Here is an 18,515-nt window from a genome sequence, read left to right as displayed (position 1 = left end):
ACTAGGCGATCCACTTGCGCCGCACGTTCCACAGGCTGGCTGTGAACAGCCCGACGCAAAAGATTCCCAGGACCGCAACATCCAGCCCCAGGGGCAAGATAGTGCCCCCGCCCGCTTCCGGAATGGCCCCGCGCAAGGCGTCCACGCCGTAGGTCAGGGGCAGCAGGTAGGACAAAGGCTGCAATACCACGGGCAGCTTGGCCACCGGGAAAAACAGTCCGCACAAAAACAGCATGGGGAACCGGAAAAAGTTGGAGAAGGTCTGGGCTTCGAAGACCTCGCTGACGGCCACGGCGATGAAAAGCCCCAGAAAGGCCGAGGCCACGGCCACCAGAAAAACCACGCCGAGAAACGTCCCCCAGGCCACCCCGGACAGATCCACCAGAAACGCGGCCATGGCCATGGGAACCAGGGCGTTGAGCACCCCGAAAAATATCGCCCCCCCGGTCTTGGCCAGCATGAGCACTTCCAAGGAAATCGGGGCCAGGAGCAGCCGGTCGAAGGACCGGTTCTTTTTTTCGAAGGTCACGGTCACGGCCAGCATGGACGTGGTCCCGAAAAGCACCGAGATGGCCGCCACCCCCGGCAACAGGGACATCACGCTCTCCAGTCCGGACCCGGAACGGATGAAAAACATGCCTGTCCAGGCCAGGGGGAAAAGCAGTCCCCAACTGACATTGGGCGGCTTGAGATAATAGGTCCGCATGTCTTTCACCACGATGCTCCAGAAGATGGTCAGCCGTCTCATGCCGCCTTGCCCCCCTTTTCCTTTTCCCGGCGTAGCGCCTCGGCCTCAATGCCCGTAAACCGCACGAACACGTCCTCCAGGGACGGCCGCAGGCGACGGGCCTCCAACACCTCGGCCCCGGCCTCCTCCAGGGAGCGCACCACCGCCCCCACCCGCACCGGGAAGCCGCACTCCACCCTGATGGCGTCCGTTCCGGCCAGGGTGAACTCACAGTCGGGGTAGGCCGCAGCCAAGGCCGCCACATGGCCCGCCACCTCTCCGGCGCACACCACACGCACGGCATGGCGGCCGGAAAGCGGGGCCACCAGCCGCTCCACCATATCCACGGCGATGATCCGCCCCTTGACCAGGAAGGCCACCCGGCCGCACAGCCGCTCGGCCTCCTCGATGTAGTGGGTGGTCAAGAGGATGGTGGTTCCTGCGGCGTGCAGTTCGGCCAAAAGGGCCCGGATGTGCCGGGCGCTCTCCACATCGACGCCCGTGGTGGGTTCGTCCAAAAAAAGGATGCCCGGGGAGTGCATGATCCCGGCGGCGATGGTCAGGCGGCGCTTCATGCCCTTGGAATAGCCGCCGAACTTGCGCTGCCCGGCCGGGGCCAGTCCGAAAAGCTCCAGAAGCTCCCCGGCCCGTTTTTGCCGCGCGGCCTTGTCCATGCCGTAGAGCGCGCCGCAAAAGCACAGGTTGTCGTAGCCGGACAGTTCCGGATAGAGGTTGCTGTCGTCGGGGACCACGCCGATCAGATGTTGGGCGGCCTTGGGATTTTTCGAGCAGTCCACGCCGCCGATATGGATAGACCCGGCCCCTGGTCTGGCCAGGCCGATGAGCATGTTGATGGTGGTGGACTTGCCTGCGCCGTTGGGCCCCAGGAGCCCGAAAAGCTCTCCCGGGTTCACGGCAAACGACACCCCATCCACGGCGGGCACCTCGCCGAAGTGTTTTTTCAAATCCACAGCCTGGATTGCGTGGTTCATGATCGCGCCTTTCCGCAAGGCCTTACCGGCCTATATTTAAGTTTTCGCGCACATACTATGATAGCTCACAAAAAAAATCCCGGTCAGGACGCCGCTTCCCCGTGTCCCGCAGGCGGGCGGGCCGCGCCGGATTCACCTGCCTCCGGCTTTTCCTGTCCAGCCGTAAAAAACTCCGCTGTCTCGCGGCCCCAGGCGGCCAGAGTTCCGAGGTCGGCCCGGTAGTGGACGAAATAGCCCTGCTTGTCGGCCACGACCGCCCCGGCGTCGCGCAGAACCCGCAGGTGCTGGGACACGGCGGCCGGGGTGATGCAAAGGGCCCGGGCCAGGGCCCCGACGCACATCTGGCGCTGGGCGAGCATCTCCAGCATGCGGACCCGGGTGTCCACGGCGAGCACCTTGCAGATGCGAGCCAGGCGCTCGGCCGCCGCCCCGCCGGAGGTTTTGGGTACTATTTGTTTAAGCATGTTCGCAGATACTTGTTTCATTTTTTCCTTTTGTCAAGCGAGATCACTCTGCATTGGTCAAATGGCTACACTCGGCATCCGAAAAATGATTTGCCGCTTTACCAATCTTCAGACGCTCGATATCATATTTGCAAAGGAGAATCGCATGGACTTTTCAGAACAAATTCAGGCTTTGGCCGGAAAAATCCAAAAACAGAAAGAACATCTGCTCACCGAAGAAGCCACGAAGACAGCTCTCGTCTTGCCGTTCATCAACATGCTGGGCTACGATATTTTCAACCCCTCCGAGGTCATACCTGAATTTACTGCTGATGTTGGGATAAAAAAAGGTGAAAAAGTAGATTATGCATTGCTCTTGGATGGAAAGCCAATAATTCTGTTTGAGTGCAAGCCCTACGGATTCCCGCTCGAACAGACCCAGTCAAGCCAATTATACCGTTATTTTTCGGTTACAGAGGCGCGCATAGCCATTCTCACGAATGGTTCAACATATAAATTCTTTACTGACCTCGAAAGTCAAAACAAAATGGATTCCAAACCTTTCATGGAATTCGATTTCTTGGCCATAGATGAGACGCTCGTTCCTGAATTGAAAAAACTTTCAAAAACAAATTTCGACATCGTTAATGCACTATCCGCAGCCAGCGAACTTAAATATACCAGAGAAATCAAAAAGATTCTCGCTACAGAAATTGCATCGCCAACAGAAGACTTGGTATGTTTCTTTACAAGCCGTGTTTATCACGGAAGGATAACAAAGAATGTTAAAGAGCAATTTACGGAAATCGTCAAAAGGGCTTTACACAATTTCATAAATGACAAGATAAAAGATCGGCTTACATCTATAATGGCTGACACTGAGCCAGCCAAAAAAGTGGAAGACCCCTCGGCAGAAACCGATGGGCAGAAAGAAGACGACAAGGTCATTACCACTCAAGAAGAGATAGAAGGATTCTATATTATAAAATCGATTTTGCGTGAAACTTGTGATGCAGAGCGAATTCACTATAGAGATACGCAAAGCTACATGGGAATACTTCTTGACGACAACAATCGCAAGCCCATTTGTCGGCTTCGATTTAATGGACAAAACAAACAACTTGGCCTTATCCGCGCGGGAAAAGCGGAAGAGCGAGTCCACCTCTCTACTCTTGACGACATCTACAAGTATTCTCAAGACATCAAATCCGCCATCTCCCTCTATGAAACAAGCGATTAGGGTGTTGCGGACATCATTTATCGAAGCTGCCGCCCGACTTGAACCGGTCGGCAGCTTCAAGTAAATCTCTCTACATCATCCGCACGTCCCGACGCCGCAGCAGGTATTTCGTCAGCTCCATGATTGCGAAGATGACCGCGCTGAACAGGACGATGATCGTCAGGTCTTGCGCCGTCGGCATGATGATGCCGAAGGACTCGCGCACGGTGTCGAACTGCATGAGCACGGCGATGAGCGCCAGTTCCCAGCCCACGGCCAGGACCAGCCATTTGTGCGGCGGCGCGGTGAAGACGCTGTAGCGCAGGGACCGGCAGTTGAGCGCGATGACCACCTCCACGATGATAAAAAGAAAAAAGATCTCCGTGCGGGCATGGGCCATGTCGCCCAGGTCGTGGAAAAACAGAAAAAAGAAAAACGGAATCTCAATGACCAGGGCCCGGACGATGAAGGCGATGACATCCCGGGAAAACACGCTTTCCCGGGGATCGCGTGGCGGTCGCTGCATGATGTCCGGGTCCGGCGGGGCCACGCCCAGGGCCAGGGCGGGCAGTCCGTCCGTAGCCAGATTGATGTAGAGGATGGCCGCAGGCAAAAGCGGCAGGTATTCCGGCCCCAGCGCCAACACCACCCCGCCGATGACCGCCACCTCGGTCAGGTTGCACTGGATGAGAAACGCCAGATATTTCTTGATGTTGTCGTAGATCCAGCGGCCCTGCTCGATGGCCGTGACGATGGTGGCGAAGTTGTCGTCGGTGAGCACCATGTCGGCGGCCTCCTTGGCCACCTCGGTCCCCGAGATGCCCATGGCCACGCCGATGTCGGCGTGTTTGAGGGCCGGGGCGTCGTTGACCCCGTCCCCGGTCATGGCCACCACCTCGCCGCGCGCCTTCCAGGCCTTGACGATGGCCAGCTTGTCCATGGGCGACACCCGGGCGTAGACCGACACCTTCGCCACCCGGTCGGCGAACTGGGCCTCGGTCAGCCGGGACAGCTCCCCGCCGGTCATGACCTCCTCCCCCTCCCGCCAGATGCCGATCTCCCTGGCCACGGCCAGGGCCGTCAGGGCATGGTCGCCGGTGATCATGACCGGCCGGATGCCCACCGAACGGCACACGGCCACGGCATGAGCGGCCTCGGGGCGCGGCGGATCCATCATGCCGGCCAGCCCAAGAAAAATCATGTCCCGCTCCACGGCGTCCTCGTCGCAGCCCGGGCCGGAGGCGGCCTCCAGGGGGACATGGGCCAGGGCCAGGACGCGCAGGGCCTGCCCGGCCAGGGCCTCGTTTTCGGCCAGGAAGGCGGCCCGGTCGGCGGGCGAAAGCTCCCGCACCACGTCGCCGTCGAGCAGCCGCGTGCAGCGGGCCAGGACCATCTCGGGCGCGCCCTTCATGCAGGCCATGCGCCCGCCGCCCGGCAGGTCATGGATGGTGGTCATGCGCTTGCGTTCCGAGGAAAAGGGCAGCTCGTCCAGGCGGGGGCAGGCCCGGCAGGCCTCGGCCCGGGAAATCCCGGCCTTGGCGGCAGCCACCACCAGGGCCGCCTCGGTGGGGTCGCCCCGGATGCCCCATTTGCCCTCGACCTCGGCCAGATCGGCGTCGTTGCACAGCACGGCGCAGCGCAAAAACGCCTCCAGGTCGTTAGGAAGCGCCCCGGGACGAACGGGCCCGGACGGGCCGCACACCTCGCCCAGGGGCGCATAGCCGCCGCCGGTGACCGTCAGCCCCCCCGAGGCCAGGATCAGACGGCGCACGGTCATCTCGCCCCGGGTCAGGGTGCCGGTCTTGTCCGTGCAGATGACCGTGGTGCAGCCCAGGGTCTCCACGGCGGGCATCTTGCGCACCAGGGCGTGTTTTTTGGCCATCTCGCGCATGCCGATGGCCAGCGCGCCGGTGACGATGGCCGCCAGGGCCTCGGGCACGGCGGCCACGGCCAGGGCCACGGCGAACATGGTCACGGTGATCAGGAATTTGAGATCCACCAGGCCCGTGCCGTATTCCCGCCACACGCTGATTCCGGCCACCAGCACGCAGATGCCCGTGGCCACGATGCCCAGCCACTTGCCGATCTCCTCGGTGCGCTTTTCCAGGGGGGTTTTCTCGGTCTTCACCGCCGCCACCTCTTTGGCGATGCGCCCGAACGCGGTGTCCATGGCCGTGGCCGTGACCACGGCCCGCCCCCGGCCGTAGGTCACGGCGGCGCCGGTGAAGACCATGTTTTTCTGGTCCGCCGTGCCAAGCCCGGGGTCCAGGGCCGCGCAGGCCTTGCCCACGGGCACGGATTCGCCGGTCAGGGGGGCCTCGTCGCAGCGCAGGACGTGGGACTCGACCACCCGGGCGTCGGCCGGAATCTTATCCCCGGCCTCCAGCGCCAGCACGTCGCCGGGCACGATGTCCCGGGAATCGATGCGCAGGGTCTCGCCGCCGCGCAGGACCGTGGACTCCGGGGCCAGCATCCTGCGCAACGCCGCCAGGGCCTTTTCGGCCCGGTATTCCTGCACGAAGCCAAGCACCGCGCAAAACGCCACGATGACGGCGATGATGGCCGCGTCGACCACCTCGCCCACCAGGGCCGAGAGAATGATGGCCGCAATGAGGATGAGGATGAGGAGGTTTTTGAACTGGCCGAAAAAAATCGCCCAGGGGCTTGCCCCCTCTTCCCGGACCAGTTCGTTGCGGCCTTGCGTTTCCAGGCGCTTGCGGGCCTCTTCCGGGTCGAGTCCCCGGACGAGGTCCACCTCCAGGGTGCGGGCCACGTCTGTTGCGGACAGGGCATGCCAGGGGCGTTCCATGCGGCGTCTCCGTGATTGGCGTGTGGTCGGCGAGGCGAAGACTCCTCCCGGATGACCACCCGGGACGGCCTGCGGCGTCGGCCGACGCAGTGTACCCAAGAACGCCCCCGGCGCAAACCGCGATCCCCGGGCCGGGCGGGACGGATGACGAGGCGGGCGGCAAACCCGGTGAAAGTCGCGGCAAAGGGTGATAAGAGGCAGGCATGCAGAGCGCATTTTCACCATTGGACATCGTGACCGGGATGGCCCGGGCCATGCGGCCCCTTTCCGGCGACACCGCGCCGCGCGCCGCCCTGGACGATCTGCTACGCGGCATGCTTGCGGCGTTCGTGGACGCGTCCCATGCCGCCCGGGCCGGGGTGATCCTCCTCTTGCCCGGCGACGAGGTTCCCTGCCTGCGGGCCGCCGTGCCCGACGCCGGGACATGGGACGTCAGCGGGGAGAGGCTGCGGGACTCCCTGCATCCCGGCCCGCCGGGTCTGGTCCGGGCCCCGGGAGGGGAGGCGTCCCAGGGGGACGGGGCGGTCTTTTTCGGTCGTCCGGGCCGTGGCGGCGCACCCGACACGGTGCTGGCCGTGGCCGCCTTCGGCGCGCCCCATCCCGGCGGGGGCGAGGTGCGGGGGGCGCTTTTGGCCGAGACCGAGCCGCAGGGACCGGGGCTTGCGGCCATGCCCGCTGCGGCGGGGCTTCTGGCCCGGGCCGTGGAGTCCGGGCTGCATCTGGCGGACCTGCGGGCCGCCCATGCCGCCGAGACGGTGGCCCTGCGCAGCCGGGTCTTGGCGGGATTCGCCGAGGCCTTCGGCCCGGGGGGCTGTCCGGGCCTGGCAGGGGTGCGCCTGGAGGTGGAACGGGCGGCCCGCGAACCGGGCACGGTCCTTTTCTGGGGAGAACCGGGGACGGGCAAGGCCCAGTTCGCCCGGCTCATCCACGAGTTGTCGCCCCGGGCCGCGCGGCCCTTTGCGGCCGCCCGGGCGCAGGCCGTGGAAGAGGTCTTCGGCCGTGACGACAGCGGCGCCGCCAGCCTCGGCGCGGTGGAGGACGCCGCAGGCGGGACGCTCTATGTGGCCGATATGGCCGCCCTGGCCAGCGACATGGCCGAGACGGACCCGGCCCGAGGGGACGCCGCCGCGCGGCTGGTGCGGCTGGTGCGCGAGGGCTGGTTTACGCGGGTCCAATCCGCCGTCCGACGCCGGGCGAAGGTCCGCGTGATTCTGGGGTCGAGCCTGGCCCCAGAGGCCTTGCGCCGACGCATCCCGGAGCTAGCGGCCCTGTTTGGCCAGCCCGAAACCGGCGACGGCGGCGTACGGACGATCCGCCTGCCCTCCCTGCGGGAACGGCCGGACGACGTGCCCGTCCTCCTGCAACGGGCCGTGGACCTTCTGGCCGGACGGGCCGGGGAGCGTCTGTCGTTCACGCCACGGGCGATCAGGGCCTTGTGCGCCTATCCCTGGCCCGGGAACGACGAAGAGGTCCGGATGATCGCGGCCGAGGCCCTGCTGTCGCGCTCCGGCAGACGCCTGGATGTGGGGGATCTTCCGGCGCGGATCTTTTCCCCGCCCCCCGGGGGCGGAACCGGCCCGGATGATGCTGGGAAAAAGGCCCCATCGGCGGACACCCTGTGGGACATGGAGAAGGCCCGGGTGCGTGCGGCCCTGGAACGGCACGGCTGGGTGCGGACCCGGGCGGCGCAGGAACTCGGCCTGACCCCCCGCCAGCTCGGCTGGCGGGTAAAGCGGCACGGTCTGCGGCCACGGGACGAGGGATAACCGTTCCCCCGGGGTCGTCCGGCATCGCGGACGCCCCCGGGAGGCGGCAACGGGTTTGGCTCTGTCGGCGAAATCCGGGCAGCCGGATTTCGCCGTGAACACGGCGGGAGGCGCTTTTAAAGTAAACGACGCCCGCTCTTCAAAAGGGACGCCGCGCGAGCTACTTTTTCGCCTTTTTGCCCGGGGAGGCTTCCTCGTCCTTTTTCGGGGCCTCGGCCACGACCAGGCACGGCGACGCCTCAGAGACGGCGGCCTCGGCCGGGGTCTCGGCCTCGGATTCTGGCTCGGGCTCGGGCAGAGGTTCGGGTTCGACAGAGGTGATTTTCACGGCCTCGGCCTCCTGAACCGGAACCTCGTCCAGCCAGGACAACTCAATCACCAGCTTTTGGCGGTTTTTTTTGCGCTCGGCCTCGATCTCGAAACTCACGGTCTCGCCGGGCTTGAGGGTGCAAAATTCCGATCCTTTCTGCAGACACACGGTCTTTTCCCCGAAGCTTTTGACCAAGTCGCCCAGAAGCGCGCTGGCGCTGGCGAAATCAACCGTGCCCTTGAGGCTTATGCCGTGCTTTCCCATGTCCCTTCTCCCTTCGTGTTTCGTTGTTGGTTAGTGTTTTTCCGACGTGGCGGCTCCCTCGAAGAGGGGGGTGTCCCTGACCTTGGCCTTGACCTGCCCAGGCGTCGGGACGGCAGGCTGGGAAGGCGTTTTTTCCGCCAGGGCCTTTTCCTCGGGCAGGGCCGGGGAATCGTCCGGGCGGGCGACGATGTCGGCGGGCAGGTGGCGTTTTTTGCCCTTGGCCTCGTGCCGCATCTCTTCGATTTTTTTCTCGGCCTTTTTGAGGAACTTCTCGAGCCCCTTGTTCACAGCCGTGTCAACATCAAGCTTTTTTCCAAAGCTCCGCGCCTCTTCACGAATGGCCTCAATGCGCTCAGAAATCTCAGAATCCACATTGAAAATCATGCGCTTTACTTCTTTATCCTGCTTGAATATCGACATAATTCCTCCGTCTTGTTGTACATATCTCGTACGTCTTTTATGTCTGTTTTCGTACGCCGTCAAGAACATCTTTTGTTCTTGTTTTCGGGAATTTGTGTACGCTTGCCGACCCTCGCAGGCCAGAGAGAAATGCGTGTGTTCCGAGCCGCCCAGAGTCGGTAGAAAGCCGTATTCCCGGAAATGGTTCGGGGGCCGCACGTCCCGCCGACAGCATGGCCGTACGGCCCCCGGGAAGGGAGCGCTTCGGCGCGTTACGCCGTCATGGAATGAGCGAAGCGTTGCGGCGCACTGGGAGCGACACCCCGCGGCTGGTCCGCCCCCGGGCAAAACCGGGGCAGGACTCCGGTCCGCCAGACCCAGGCCGTCATCACCGGGCGCACCGGGGCAGGACTCCGGTCCGCCAGACCCAGGCCGTCATCACCGGGCGCACCGGGGGGATGTCCGTCGGGTTGACGCATCGGTCGTCCCCACCCCATCCTTGAGCGCGACGGGCAGGGCGGTCCTCCGGCGTGGCCACGCCGAACACGGACCCATCATTTCCCGGCGCGACGGGAAAAGCGTCGCCCCTCCCCTGTGGATCGCTCCCCCCTACCCCAGGTTGGCGGCCGCCACATCCCAGTTCACCAGGTTGTCCAACACGGCCTTGACGTAGTCGGCCCGGCGGTTCTGATAGTCCAGATAATAGGCGTGTTCCCAGACATCCACGGTCAAAAGGGGCTTTTGCCCGTTTTGCAGGGGGTTGGCGGCATTGGGGGTCTTGACGACCTTAAGCGTGCCGCCGTCCTGCACCAGCCAGCCCCAGCCGCTGGCGAACTGGCTCACGGACGTGGCCGCCAATTCCTTTTTCATGGCCTCGAAATCCCCAAAAGACGCGGTGATGAGCTCCGCCAGTTTGCCCGTGGGGGCCTTGGGGCCGCCCGGGGTCAGGCCCCTCCAGTAAAACGTGTGGTTGCAGGCCTGGGCCGCGTTGTTGAAAAGGGCCAGGGCCGCCGGATCCTTCCCGGCCGCAAGAAACACCGCCTCAAGGCTCGTCGGGGCCGGATTCACGGCTTTGAGCAGTTCGTTGGCGTTGTCGTAATAGGCCTTGGTGTGCTTGCCATAGTGGAAGCTTATGGTTCTGGCCGAGATGTGCGGCTCCAGGGCGTTTTCCGCATAGGGCAGGGGCGGCAGCGCGAAGACCGGGCCTTCGGCGGCAAAGGCCGTCGTGCCGGACAGGCCGGACATGGCGGACAGCGACGACAGCACAAGGCCAGCGCCTGCGGCAAACCCCAGGAATTCGCGACGGGAAAGGGAGCTGGTATGGGATTCGGATGTCATGGGCTCGCTCCTTGGGACGCCACAGAGGGCGCGAAGAGGTTTACGATGCTTGCATCCTCACCGATCCGGCTGGAAAAAGAAACCCCCTCGCCTCCCTTTTCTCAGGACTGCCCCGGTCCCCGTTTGCGCCCATCCGATTCCGGCCGGATATTCCGGGTCCGGCCGGATCAGGCCGGGTTTGTCCGGATCAGGCCGGGGCGCGTTCCGTTTTCCGGGCGGCCAGACGCGGCGCGCCGAATAAAAACGCCCCCACCAGGGCCGTGAACGGGGCCACGGCCACCAGTCCGAAGCTGCCCACCAGGGTATTGAGCACCTCGGCGGCCACGTAGATGAGGTTGAAGAGGTTGGAAAGCGGCACCCCCTGGGCCATGAACATCATGAGCAGGGCGATGTAGCCGCCAGAATAGGCGAAGAGCAGCGTGGTGGTCATGGTGCCCACAACAGCCCGGCCCACCCGCAGCCCCGCTCCCAGAAGCTGGCGGCGCGAGGCCCCGGGCATGCTCCGGGCCACCTCCTCGATGCTGGCGGCCACGTCCATGGCCAGGTCCATCATGGCCCCGCAGGAACCGATGAACACGGCGGCCACAAAGATGCGCTTCAGGTCCAGGTGGCCGTAGCCGGTATAGAGAAGGCTCTCGGCAAAGGGCTTGATGGCCCCGTGCAGTCGGAAGAGGTCGGTGAAGATCAGGGCCAGGACGCAGGCCGTGCCCACCCCCAACATGGAGCCCAGAAAGGCCGCGACGCCCTTTTTGTTGAGCCCGCCCACCAGAAAGATGACGCAGGCCATCATCCCCGTGACCACGGCCAGGGAGACCAGGATGGGGTCGTATGCGTCAAGGAAGGCCGGAATGAGGATCTTCCAGATGGCCAGGGCCGAGAAGGCGAAGGACAAAAGGGCCTTGGCCCCGGTCCATCCCCCAAAAACCAGAAGCAGGGCCGCGAAAAGCCCGAAAAGCACCAGCTCCAGGCCCAGGCGGTAGTGGTCCACGGGGTTGACGTGGGTGACCTCCCCGGCCGCGTTGCGGGTAAGCACCACCAGGGCCGTGTCCCCGGGCACGAAGATCTTGTCCATCTCCATCTTGCCCAGAAGCTGGTTTAAGCCCCGCACGGTCTGCCCGGCGTGGGGCCCGTCCAGGATTTCGAGCTCCACGGATTGAATACCCGTGCGCACCAGCCCGAATTGCAGCACGTCGGCGTCGCTGACGGACACGACGCGGCCCTTGCACTGCACGGCGTTTCCGTCGACATGCGACTCGTACCCCGTGGGCAGAAAGGCCAACCCCACGGTCAGGATCAGAAACAAAAGGGACAGCAGCGCATCGCGCCGCGTTTTCGACTCCACAGGGATCATTCGGACATCCTCTCGCCAGTCTGTCCTGGCGACACGCTCACGTCGTTACGGGTTCCCCAAGGGCTTTCGCCCTTGGGCCGTCGGAGGCATCCCCCCGGCCAGACGCCCCTTCCCATGATAAAGGGGCGGCGCAGGCAGTTTCGCCGCGCCGCCCCGGGAGGGGTCATGCCATCGTGCGGCCTAGTTCGAAGCCACCTGGGCGGCGGGCAGGCCCATGGCGCTCTTCAGTTTCTTGGCGATGTCGGTGTTGTCGTACATGCCGTTAAAGGCCTCGGCCCCGGCCCCGCCGGCGGACACGGTGACCGGCACGCCGGTGTGGGAATAGGAGGTCCACCCAAGGCCCGCTTTCTGGTTGAGCAGGTGGGTGAGCGTCACGGACAGGGGGTTGTAGCCGCCGTAAAGCAGGTAGGCCTGGGGATCCTTGCCGTCCGCGCCGTAGCCGCTCTTGGCGTCGGCCGGGGCGGCCATGTACAGGTCGAAGGCCTCCTTGACCTTGGCCACTTCGAATTCCTTGAGCACGGCGGCGTCCTTGGCGTCACCGGCGAACTTAAGCCCGAAGGTCTCCTCGACGACGGGCTTGACCGCATCGAAGGAGCAGTTGCCGCCGCAGGACTTCTTGAACTCGGCCATCTTGTCGGTGAAGGCCTGGAAGGACATCTTCTGGCCGGTGAGCACGTTGTAGAAGCTGTCGTACTTGGTCCCGGCGAAGCCGATGGTCAGACCGCCGCATTCGTGGTCGCCCGTGACCAGGATCAAGGTCTCGTCCGGATGCTTTTTGGCGAACTCCTGGGCCGCGACCACAGCCGCGTCCACGTCCAGCACGTCGCCGATGGCCCCGGCGGCGTCATTGGCGTGGCAGGCCCAGTCCACCTTGCCGCCCTCGGCCATGATGAAAAAGCCCTGCGGGCCGTCCAGCACCTCGGCGGCCTTGGTCACCAGCTCGGCCAGGCTCAAGTCCTTTTTGGTGCGGTCGATCATGTAGGGCATGGCCTGGCTGTCCTGGAGCCATTCATTGATGACGATGACCTTGCCGTCGTTTTTGGAAACCTTCTCAAAGCCCTCGCGACCGGTCACGACCTTGTACCCGGCGGCCTTGGCGGCCTCGATGGCGTCACCCTGAGGGGCCTTGGACTTTTTCCCGGCCGGATCCTTGAAACCGCCGCCGCCGAAGAAATCAAAGCCGCTTTTCACCAGTTCGTGGGCGATTTCATGGTAGTTGTCGCGGCTTTCCTGGTGGGCGTAGAAGCCGCCGGGGGTGGCGTGGTCGATGGACACGGTGGAGATGACGCCCACCTTCTTGCCCTTTTCCTTGGCCAGTTCGGCCACGTTTTTCACGGGCTTGTTGTCCGGGGTGACGCCCAGCATGCCGGAGTTGGTCTTGACCCCGCAGGCCATGGCCGTGGCCGTGTCCGCCGAGTCGGGGATGATGGAGTTGGCGGCATGGGTGGTCATCATGCCGTGGGCCGGAAGCTGGCTCATGTGAAGCTTCACCGTGCCGTGGGGTTTGCCCTCCCTGGCCGCCAAAAACATCTCCGTGGAGGTGCGCTGGGGCTGGGCCATGCCGTCGCCGATGATGAAAAAGACGTATTTGGCCTGTTTTTCGGCCGCAGACGCAGCCTGTCCACAACACAGAAGCGCGGCCACAGCCAAAAAGGCCAGGGCCGAGCGGGAAGAGAGTCTGTGCAACACCATAGCCGGTTCCTCCATGTTTTGCGGGGTGGGCGGCGCGACGCGCCGGAACGGTTTAGGCAATCGGGTCATGCTTCCCAAAAAACCGTGACAATGTGGTGACACCGCCCGCTCATTCCCGTGACGCGCCGTCCAGCGCGGCCCTGGCGGCCCGGAACCTGGCGGCCATGGCCGAAAGGGCCTCCCCCTGCTCCGGGGTCAGGCGCGGCTTCATGTCCGCCACGGCCCGGTCGATGGCGGCGTCGGCCTTGGGTCGCGATTCCTGGCGGATCGCCGACAATTCGTCCAGCGCCCTGGCCAGGATGGGCCGCAGTTCCCGGCGTTGTTCATCGCTTAAGTCCAGCTTGTCGTCCAGACGGCCCATGATCAATCCTTCCACCTGGGCCATGTCCCCGGCCACGGTGCGCAGCACCGCCCGTTGCACGTAAAGCCGGGTTCCGGCCACGCCCAGCACCGCCCCGGACAGGAAAATGATGCAGGCCGCAAGGAGAGGTTTCCAATTTTTCATGATCGTGTCCCCATGGCTACAGTCCGGCCAGGCGCAACGCGGAAAGCCCCGTGGGATCGGCCAGGACCGTGCGGAGAAGCAGCCAGTCCAGCCCCTGCTCCAGGGACAGGCTCCAGACCGCGCAGACGCCTGCGGCCACGGCCGAGGCGGCGGCAAAAGGATAAAACACCCGGGACAGGCGCTCCCATGGGATATGAATGGCCTCTTTGCGGCGGTACGCGGGCAGTTCGTCAATCCGGGCCATGATGGCCCGCACGGCGCGGTCGTCCACCCCGGGCACGGGGCGGTCGGCGTGGGCCCGGCGCAGACATGCCAGCCTGTCCGCTTGGTTGTTTCGATTCGTGGTCATGGCGCTCACCTCGTAAAAGACGTCGTTTCCAGCATGGCGCGCAGGGCCTTCCTGGCCCGAAACGCCCGAATCTTCACATTGGCCCGGCTGATTCCCAAAAATTCGGCGGCCTCGGCCGTGGAACGCTCCTCCAGGCAGGTCAGGACCAGGACCATGCGATCCGTGGGCGACAGCCGGTCCAGGGCCTCGGCCAAAACCCGCCTCGCCTGGTCTTCGGCGACCGCCTCCTCGGCGGGCTGGGCCGACACGTCCGGGCTGTTGTCCACCATGGCCCGCCCGGCTTCGGAAAGGTCGGCGTGCAGGGTCTCCCGGCTTGCGTAGCGCTTGCGCCAAAAATCGTGGCAGGCCCGCACGGCGATGACCGACAGCCAGTGGGAAAAGGGGCTGTCGGCCCGGTACCCCTGCAGCGACACGTAGGCCCGCACGAAGGTCTCCTGGACCAGCTCGGCCACCTGCCCGTCCGGGACATGGGCCGAAACGATGCGGGCCACGGCGGTCTTGTGGGCGCGCACCAGCGCCTCAAAGGCGTTTTTATCGCCGCCAAGGACCCGGGCCACAAGGCCCGAGTCCCCGGAATCGTCATGGTTTTGGGCCTGGATCATGTTCCGGCCGTTCCCTGGTCTCAGCTTACGCCCACGGCATGGGTTTCGATCCATTCCTCGAAGATGGCCCGGGCCGTCTCCACACGCTCCCGCACCTTCTCCGCGATCAGGTCGCGGCTTTCCAGGAGCAGCTTCTGTTGCTCGGGGGTGAGCTTGCCGCGCACCTCGGCCATGATCCTGTTCTTCACCACCACGGCCTCCTCCCCGGCGGCGGCCAGGCCGCGAAAAGCCTGGCGCACGGCGGCCTCGTCGGCGGCAGGGGATGCCGCGGTCTGGCGAAACGTGTCTGCGGCGGCCCGCACCCGGTCGAAGGCGGCCCGGGCCTCGCCCCTGTGGGACCTAAGCACCACGGCCACGTCGCGTTTCTGGGCCTCGGTGAGATCGAGACGGACGAGGGTTCTCAGAAAGGCCTCCCTGGGAATCAGGCCGTCGCCGCCAGGAGCCTGTCCGGCCAGGGCCAGCACGCCGCCGCAAAGGGCCAGGACCAGGAGGGTGAGGGAAAGGACGCGTTTCATGTGGGTTCTCCTTCGTCATGATGTGACGGGCGCTATTGCCGCGTCATGAACCCATGTCGCACGAAGGATGGAAACGGTTACGCCCCGGCCGGAAAGGCGTCCGGCCGGGGCGGATTTTCGCGGTGCGCCGCCCGGGAGCCGTCCCGGCGCAGCCCTGGCCGGATCAGGCGATGGTCACATCCTGGCACAGATAGACGTCCTGGATGGTCTGCAGGAGTCTTATGCCCTCGGCCATGGGCCGCTGGAAGGCCTTGCGGCCGGAAATGAGCCCCATGCCCCCGGCCCGCTTGTTGATGACCGCGGTGCGCACGGCCTCGTCGAAGTCCGCCGCCCCGGCCGCGCCGCCGGAATTGATGAGCCCGGCCCGGCCCATGTAGCAGTTGGCCACCTGGTAGCGGGTCAGGTCGATGGGATGGTCCGTGCACAATTCGGTGTAGACCCGCTTGTCGGTCTTGCCGAAGCCGATGGCGGTGTAGCCGCCGTTCACGGTGGGCTGCTTCTGCTTGACGATGTCGGCCTCAATGGTGGCCGCCAGATGGTTGGCCTGGCCGGTCAAGTCCGCCGAGACGTGGTAGTCCACGCCGTCTTTCACGAAGGCCGGGTTTCTGGTGTAGGCCCACAGCACGCAGGCCATGCCCAGCTCATGGGCCCGGCGAAAGGCCTTGCTGATCTCCAGAATCTGGCGGCGGGACTCGGGCGACCCGAAATAGATAGTGGCCCCCACGGCCGTGGCCCCCATGTCGTAGGCCTGCTCCACCGAGGCGAACAGGGTCTCGTCGTAGATGGCGGGCAGACTCAGGAGTTCGTTGTGATTGAGCTTGAGCATGAAGGGAATCTTGTGGGCGTACTTGCGGGCCACGCTGCCCAAAACCCCCAGCGTCGAGGCCACGGCGTTGCATCCGGCCTCCAGGGCCAGCTTCACGATGTTTTCCGGGTCAAAATAGATGGGGTTGGGAGCAAACGAGGCCCCGGCCGAATGCTCAATGCCCTGGTCCACGGGCAGGATGGACAGATAGCCGGTCCCGGCCAGGCGGCCCGTGCCGAACAGGGCGGACAGGCTTTTGAGGACCGGCACGCTACGGTCGGTGGGGGTGAAGATGCGGTCCACGAAATCGGGGCCGGGCAGATGCAGGGTCTCTTTGGGAATGGTGCGGCACACGTGCCCGAGCAGGGACTCGGCGTCGCCGCCGAGGTGCGTGACGATGGTATCCAGCATGGAATCCTCCACGATATCGGTTTTCAAACCATACCGGACGGTAAACGAGTCAGGGGCGCGATGCAAGCGGCGACGCCCAGGTTTCACCAAATCGTCGCGTCAGAGGGGCCGGATCGGCATACAATCCTTCCGGAGCCCCTTCGGCACATTGACGCCGCCCCCCCACCGGGGCTACCACCGGCCCCATGTTCGACGCACCCTTCGAAGGCCTGGGCTTTTTCGCCATGACGGCCACGGCGATCTTCCTTGAGGCCGCGCCGTTTCTGCTTTTGGGCTCCTTTCTGGCCGCGCTCATCGAATGTTTCGTGCCGCCTGAACGCATGCAGCGCCTTTTCCCCAAGCGCGCCGTGCCCGGGGTTCTGGCCGGGCTTTTCGCCGGGCTCTTTTTGCCCGTGTGCGAATGCGGCATCGTGCCCATCGTACGGCGCATGCTGCAAAAGGGCGTGCCCCCGGCCTCGGCCATGACCTACATGCTGGCCGCGCCCATCGTGAATCCCGTGGTCATGGCCTCCACCTATACGGCCTTTCAGGGCGACTGGTTCATGATGGCCGCCCGCACGGCCATGGGCGCGGTCACCGCCCTGGGCATGGGCCTGGCCCTGTCCAGGCTCAGCGCACAGGACATCCTGCTCGATCCGGCCGGGCACGGCCCGGCCTGCGCCTGCGGCTGCGGCCACGACCATGGCCCGACGGGCGCGACGGGCGCCGGGACCGGGGACGCCCCGGCATGTGCGCCGGTCACGGCCCGGGCCCGCATCACGGCCGTCATCTCCCACACCGCAGGCGAATTCCTGGACATGGGCGGCATGCTCATCCTGGGCAGCCTGTTTGCCGCCGCCTTCAAGACCCTGACCCCCTCGACGCTGCTCACGCTGTTCGAGACCGATCCTTTGTTGTCCATCATGGCCATGATGCTTCTGGCCATCCTGTTGTCCCTGTGCTCCGAGGCCGACGCCTTCGTGGCCGCCTCCTTCACCACCTTTCCGGCCAGCGCCAAGCTGGCGTTTTTGGCGCTGGGCCCCATGCTGGACATCAAACTGGCCATCATGTTCCAGGCCGTGTTCACGCGCCGGGTGGTGACGGCGCTTCTGATCGTGCCGCCGGTCATGGTCTTTGTCCTGTCCTATGCCCTGTCGCTCTTCGGGCCCTAAAACCGACAATCTCCAACCATGCACAACATACAAAGAAACCTCCTGGGCCGCGCCGACGCCCTGCTGCTCCTCGGACTGGCCCTGTTCATGGCCTATCTGCTGTCCGGGGAGATGTACTGGCACTACCTGCATCCCCGCTTTCGGCCCGTCACCGCCACGGCCGCCCTGGCCATGGCCGGGCTTGGCCTGTTCGCCCTGTTTCGGCCGCCGCGCCCCTCGGGGGGGCGCACCCTGGCCTTCGCCCTCATGCTCGGGCTGTCCCTGGCCAGCCTGCCCGCCACCGATCCCTTCGGCTCCCGGGGAGGGGGCCGGGGCGTCGCCGAAGCGGAAACGGCCGAGGAAGTCCCCGAAAACGAGACCGGCTATCTGCGCCTCAACACCGGCGAGCTCTACGACCTGGCCGAAAACAACGAACTGTCTAAGCATCCCGGCCCCGGGTTCGCCGTGCGCGGGTTCGTGCGCCGCGATCCGGAACTCGACCGCCAGGGGCTTTTCGGACTGTACCGGGTGGCCCTTTACTGCTGCTTCGCCGACGCCACGGCCGTGGGAATCGTGGTGCGCCCCCCGGACGGCGCGCTGCCCGAGGACGGAACCTGGGTCCGGACGGCCGGGCGTCTCAACCCGACGCCCGACGGCGCGTCCTGGCCGGACATCCAGGTGCCGGGCATCTTCTACGCCTCCACCCTGCCCGGATACGTGTTTGCCGCAGACACGGTCGTGGCCGTGGCCGCGCCGCGCGAACCATTCATGTTCGAATGGCGCGCCGCCCCGCCCTACGCCTATTGATCCCCCAAAAAGGCCCGACGCGACACCCTTGACGCATGGCCACGGGTGGGCAATACCATGGCGACGCGCTTCGTTTTACAC

The 18,515-nt window shown here is 64.9% G+C and carries 18 protein-coding genes; 4 read left to right on the top strand and 14 right to left on the bottom strand.

Going from position 1 to position 18,515, the window contains the following annotated elements:
* Position 1: 1 nt before the first annotated feature.
* From GD606_RS13885 to GD606_RS13875, 3 genes are all read right to left on the bottom strand, one after another.
* Positions 2 to 748, bottom strand: coding sequence for an ABC transporter permease (locus GD606_RS13885; RefSeq protein ID WP_163301061.1), 747 nt, complete (start codon positions 746 to 748; stop codon positions 2 to 4).
* Positions 745 to 1,719: an ABC transporter ATP-binding protein gene (locus GD606_RS13880; RefSeq protein ID WP_163301060.1), complete on the bottom strand. Its 975-nt coding sequence runs from the start codon at positions 1,717 to 1,719 to the stop codon at positions 745 to 747. The genes GD606_RS13885 and GD606_RS13880 overlap by 4 nt, the downstream gene beginning before the upstream one ends.
* An 83-nt stretch (positions 1,720 to 1,802) precedes the next feature.
* On the bottom strand, positions 1,803 to 2,183 hold the full coding sequence (locus GD606_RS13875) for an ArsR/SmtB family transcription factor (protein WP_163301086.1): 381 nt from the start codon (positions 2,181 to 2,183) through the stop codon (positions 1,803 to 1,805).
* Positions 2,184 to 2,328: 145 nt separating this feature from the next.
* On the opposite strand from GD606_RS13875, the gene GD606_RS13870 reads away from it, so the two are divergent.
* Positions 2,329 to 3,402 (top strand): type I restriction endonuclease, encoded by a 1,074-nt coding sequence (locus GD606_RS13870; protein WP_163301059.1) that lies wholly within the window; start codon positions 2,329 to 2,331, stop codon positions 3,400 to 3,402.
* Between the two features lie 70 nt (positions 3,403 to 3,472).
* Here the strand turns inward: GD606_RS13870 and GD606_RS20790 are convergent, their stop codons facing one another.
* Positions 3,473 to 6,190 carry a cation-translocating P-type ATPase gene (locus tag GD606_RS20790; protein WP_163301058.1) on the bottom strand — a complete coding sequence of 906 codons (2,718 nt, stop codon included), beginning with the start codon at positions 6,188 to 6,190 and terminating at the stop codon, positions 3,473 to 3,475.
* A gap of 203 nt (positions 6,191 to 6,393) precedes the next feature.
* Here GD606_RS20790 and GD606_RS13860 point away from each other — a divergent pair, with 203 nt between their 5' ends.
* Positions 6,394 to 7,956, top strand: a complete 1,563-nt coding sequence (locus GD606_RS13860) for a sigma 54-interacting transcriptional regulator (protein WP_163301057.1) — start codon at positions 6,394 to 6,396, stop codon at positions 7,954 to 7,956.
* A gap of 160 nt (positions 7,957 to 8,116) precedes the next feature.
* On the opposite strand, the gene GD606_RS13855 is transcribed toward GD606_RS13860, so the two are convergent.
* The 10 genes from GD606_RS13855 to GD606_RS13810 form a co-directional block, all read right to left on the bottom strand.
* Positions 8,117 to 8,530, bottom strand: coding sequence for an amphi-Trp domain-containing protein (locus tag GD606_RS13855; protein ID WP_163301056.1), 414 nt, complete (start codon positions 8,528 to 8,530; stop codon positions 8,117 to 8,119).
* Between the two features lie 30 nt (positions 8,531 to 8,560).
* Entirely contained in the window at positions 8,561 to 9,013 is a 453-nt protein-coding gene (locus tag GD606_RS13850; RefSeq protein WP_163301055.1) for a hypothetical protein, read from the bottom strand.
* Between the two features lie 525 nt (positions 9,014 to 9,538).
* Positions 9,539 to 10,267, bottom strand: a complete 729-nt coding sequence (locus GD606_RS13845) for a superoxide dismutase (protein WP_163301054.1) — start codon at positions 10,265 to 10,267, stop codon at positions 9,539 to 9,541.
* 187 nt (positions 10,268 to 10,454) lie between these two features.
* Positions 10,455 to 11,618 carry a YibE/F family protein gene (locus GD606_RS13840; RefSeq protein WP_163301053.1) on the bottom strand — a complete coding sequence of 388 codons (1,164 nt, stop codon included), beginning with the start codon at positions 11,616 to 11,618 and terminating at the stop codon, positions 10,455 to 10,457.
* A 180-nt stretch (positions 11,619 to 11,798) separates the two neighbouring features.
* Positions 11,799 to 13,379: an alkaline phosphatase gene (locus GD606_RS13835; RefSeq protein WP_246298798.1), complete on the bottom strand. Its 1,581-nt coding sequence runs from the start codon at positions 13,377 to 13,379 to the stop codon at positions 11,799 to 11,801.
* Positions 13,380 to 13,419: 40 nt separating this feature from the next.
* Positions 13,420 to 13,815, bottom strand: a complete 396-nt coding sequence (locus tag GD606_RS13830; RefSeq protein ID WP_163301051.1) for a hypothetical protein — start codon at positions 13,813 to 13,815, stop codon at positions 13,420 to 13,422.
* Positions 13,816 to 13,831: 16 nt separating this feature from the next.
* Complete coding sequence (locus GD606_RS13825) at positions 13,832 to 14,164, bottom strand: hypothetical protein (protein WP_163301050.1); 333 nt, start codon at positions 14,162 to 14,164, stop codon at positions 13,832 to 13,834.
* A 5-nt stretch (positions 14,165 to 14,169) separates the two neighbouring features.
* Complete coding sequence (locus GD606_RS13820) at positions 14,170 to 14,766, bottom strand: RNA polymerase sigma factor (protein ID WP_163301049.1); 597 nt, start codon at positions 14,764 to 14,766, stop codon at positions 14,170 to 14,172.
* A gap of 20 nt (positions 14,767 to 14,786) precedes the next feature.
* Positions 14,787 to 15,281: a periplasmic heavy metal sensor gene (locus GD606_RS13815; RefSeq protein ID WP_163301048.1), complete on the bottom strand. Its 495-nt coding sequence runs from the start codon at positions 15,279 to 15,281 to the stop codon at positions 14,787 to 14,789.
* 163 nt (positions 15,282 to 15,444) lie between these two features.
* Positions 15,445 to 16,497: a class I fructose-bisphosphate aldolase gene (locus GD606_RS13810; protein ID WP_163301047.1), complete on the bottom strand. Its 1,053-nt coding sequence runs from the start codon at positions 16,495 to 16,497 to the stop codon at positions 15,445 to 15,447.
* 185 nt (positions 16,498 to 16,682) lie between these two features.
* On the opposite strand from GD606_RS13810, the gene GD606_RS13805 reads away from it, so the two are divergent.
* The gene (locus tag GD606_RS13805) at positions 16,683 to 17,648 is read left to right on the top strand and encodes a permease (protein ID WP_163301046.1); all 966 of its coding nucleotides are present in this window, start codon (positions 16,683 to 16,685) and stop codon (positions 17,646 to 17,648) included.
* A gap of 18 nt (positions 17,649 to 17,666) precedes the next feature.
* Positions 17,667 to 18,434, top strand: a complete 768-nt coding sequence (locus GD606_RS13800; protein ID WP_163301045.1) for a TIGR03943 family putative permease subunit — start codon at positions 17,667 to 17,669, stop codon at positions 18,432 to 18,434.
* Positions 18,435 to 18,515: the final 81 nt, after the last annotated feature.

Source organism: Desulfolutivibrio sulfodismutans DSM 3696, from assembly GCF_013376455.1.
Lineage (GTDB): Bacteria > Desulfobacterota > Desulfovibrionia > Desulfovibrionales > Desulfovibrionaceae > Desulfolutivibrio > Desulfolutivibrio sulfodismutans.
The sequence above is the reverse complement of the archived record's forward strand: the minus strand, read 5'-3'. Positions and strand labels throughout refer to the sequence as shown.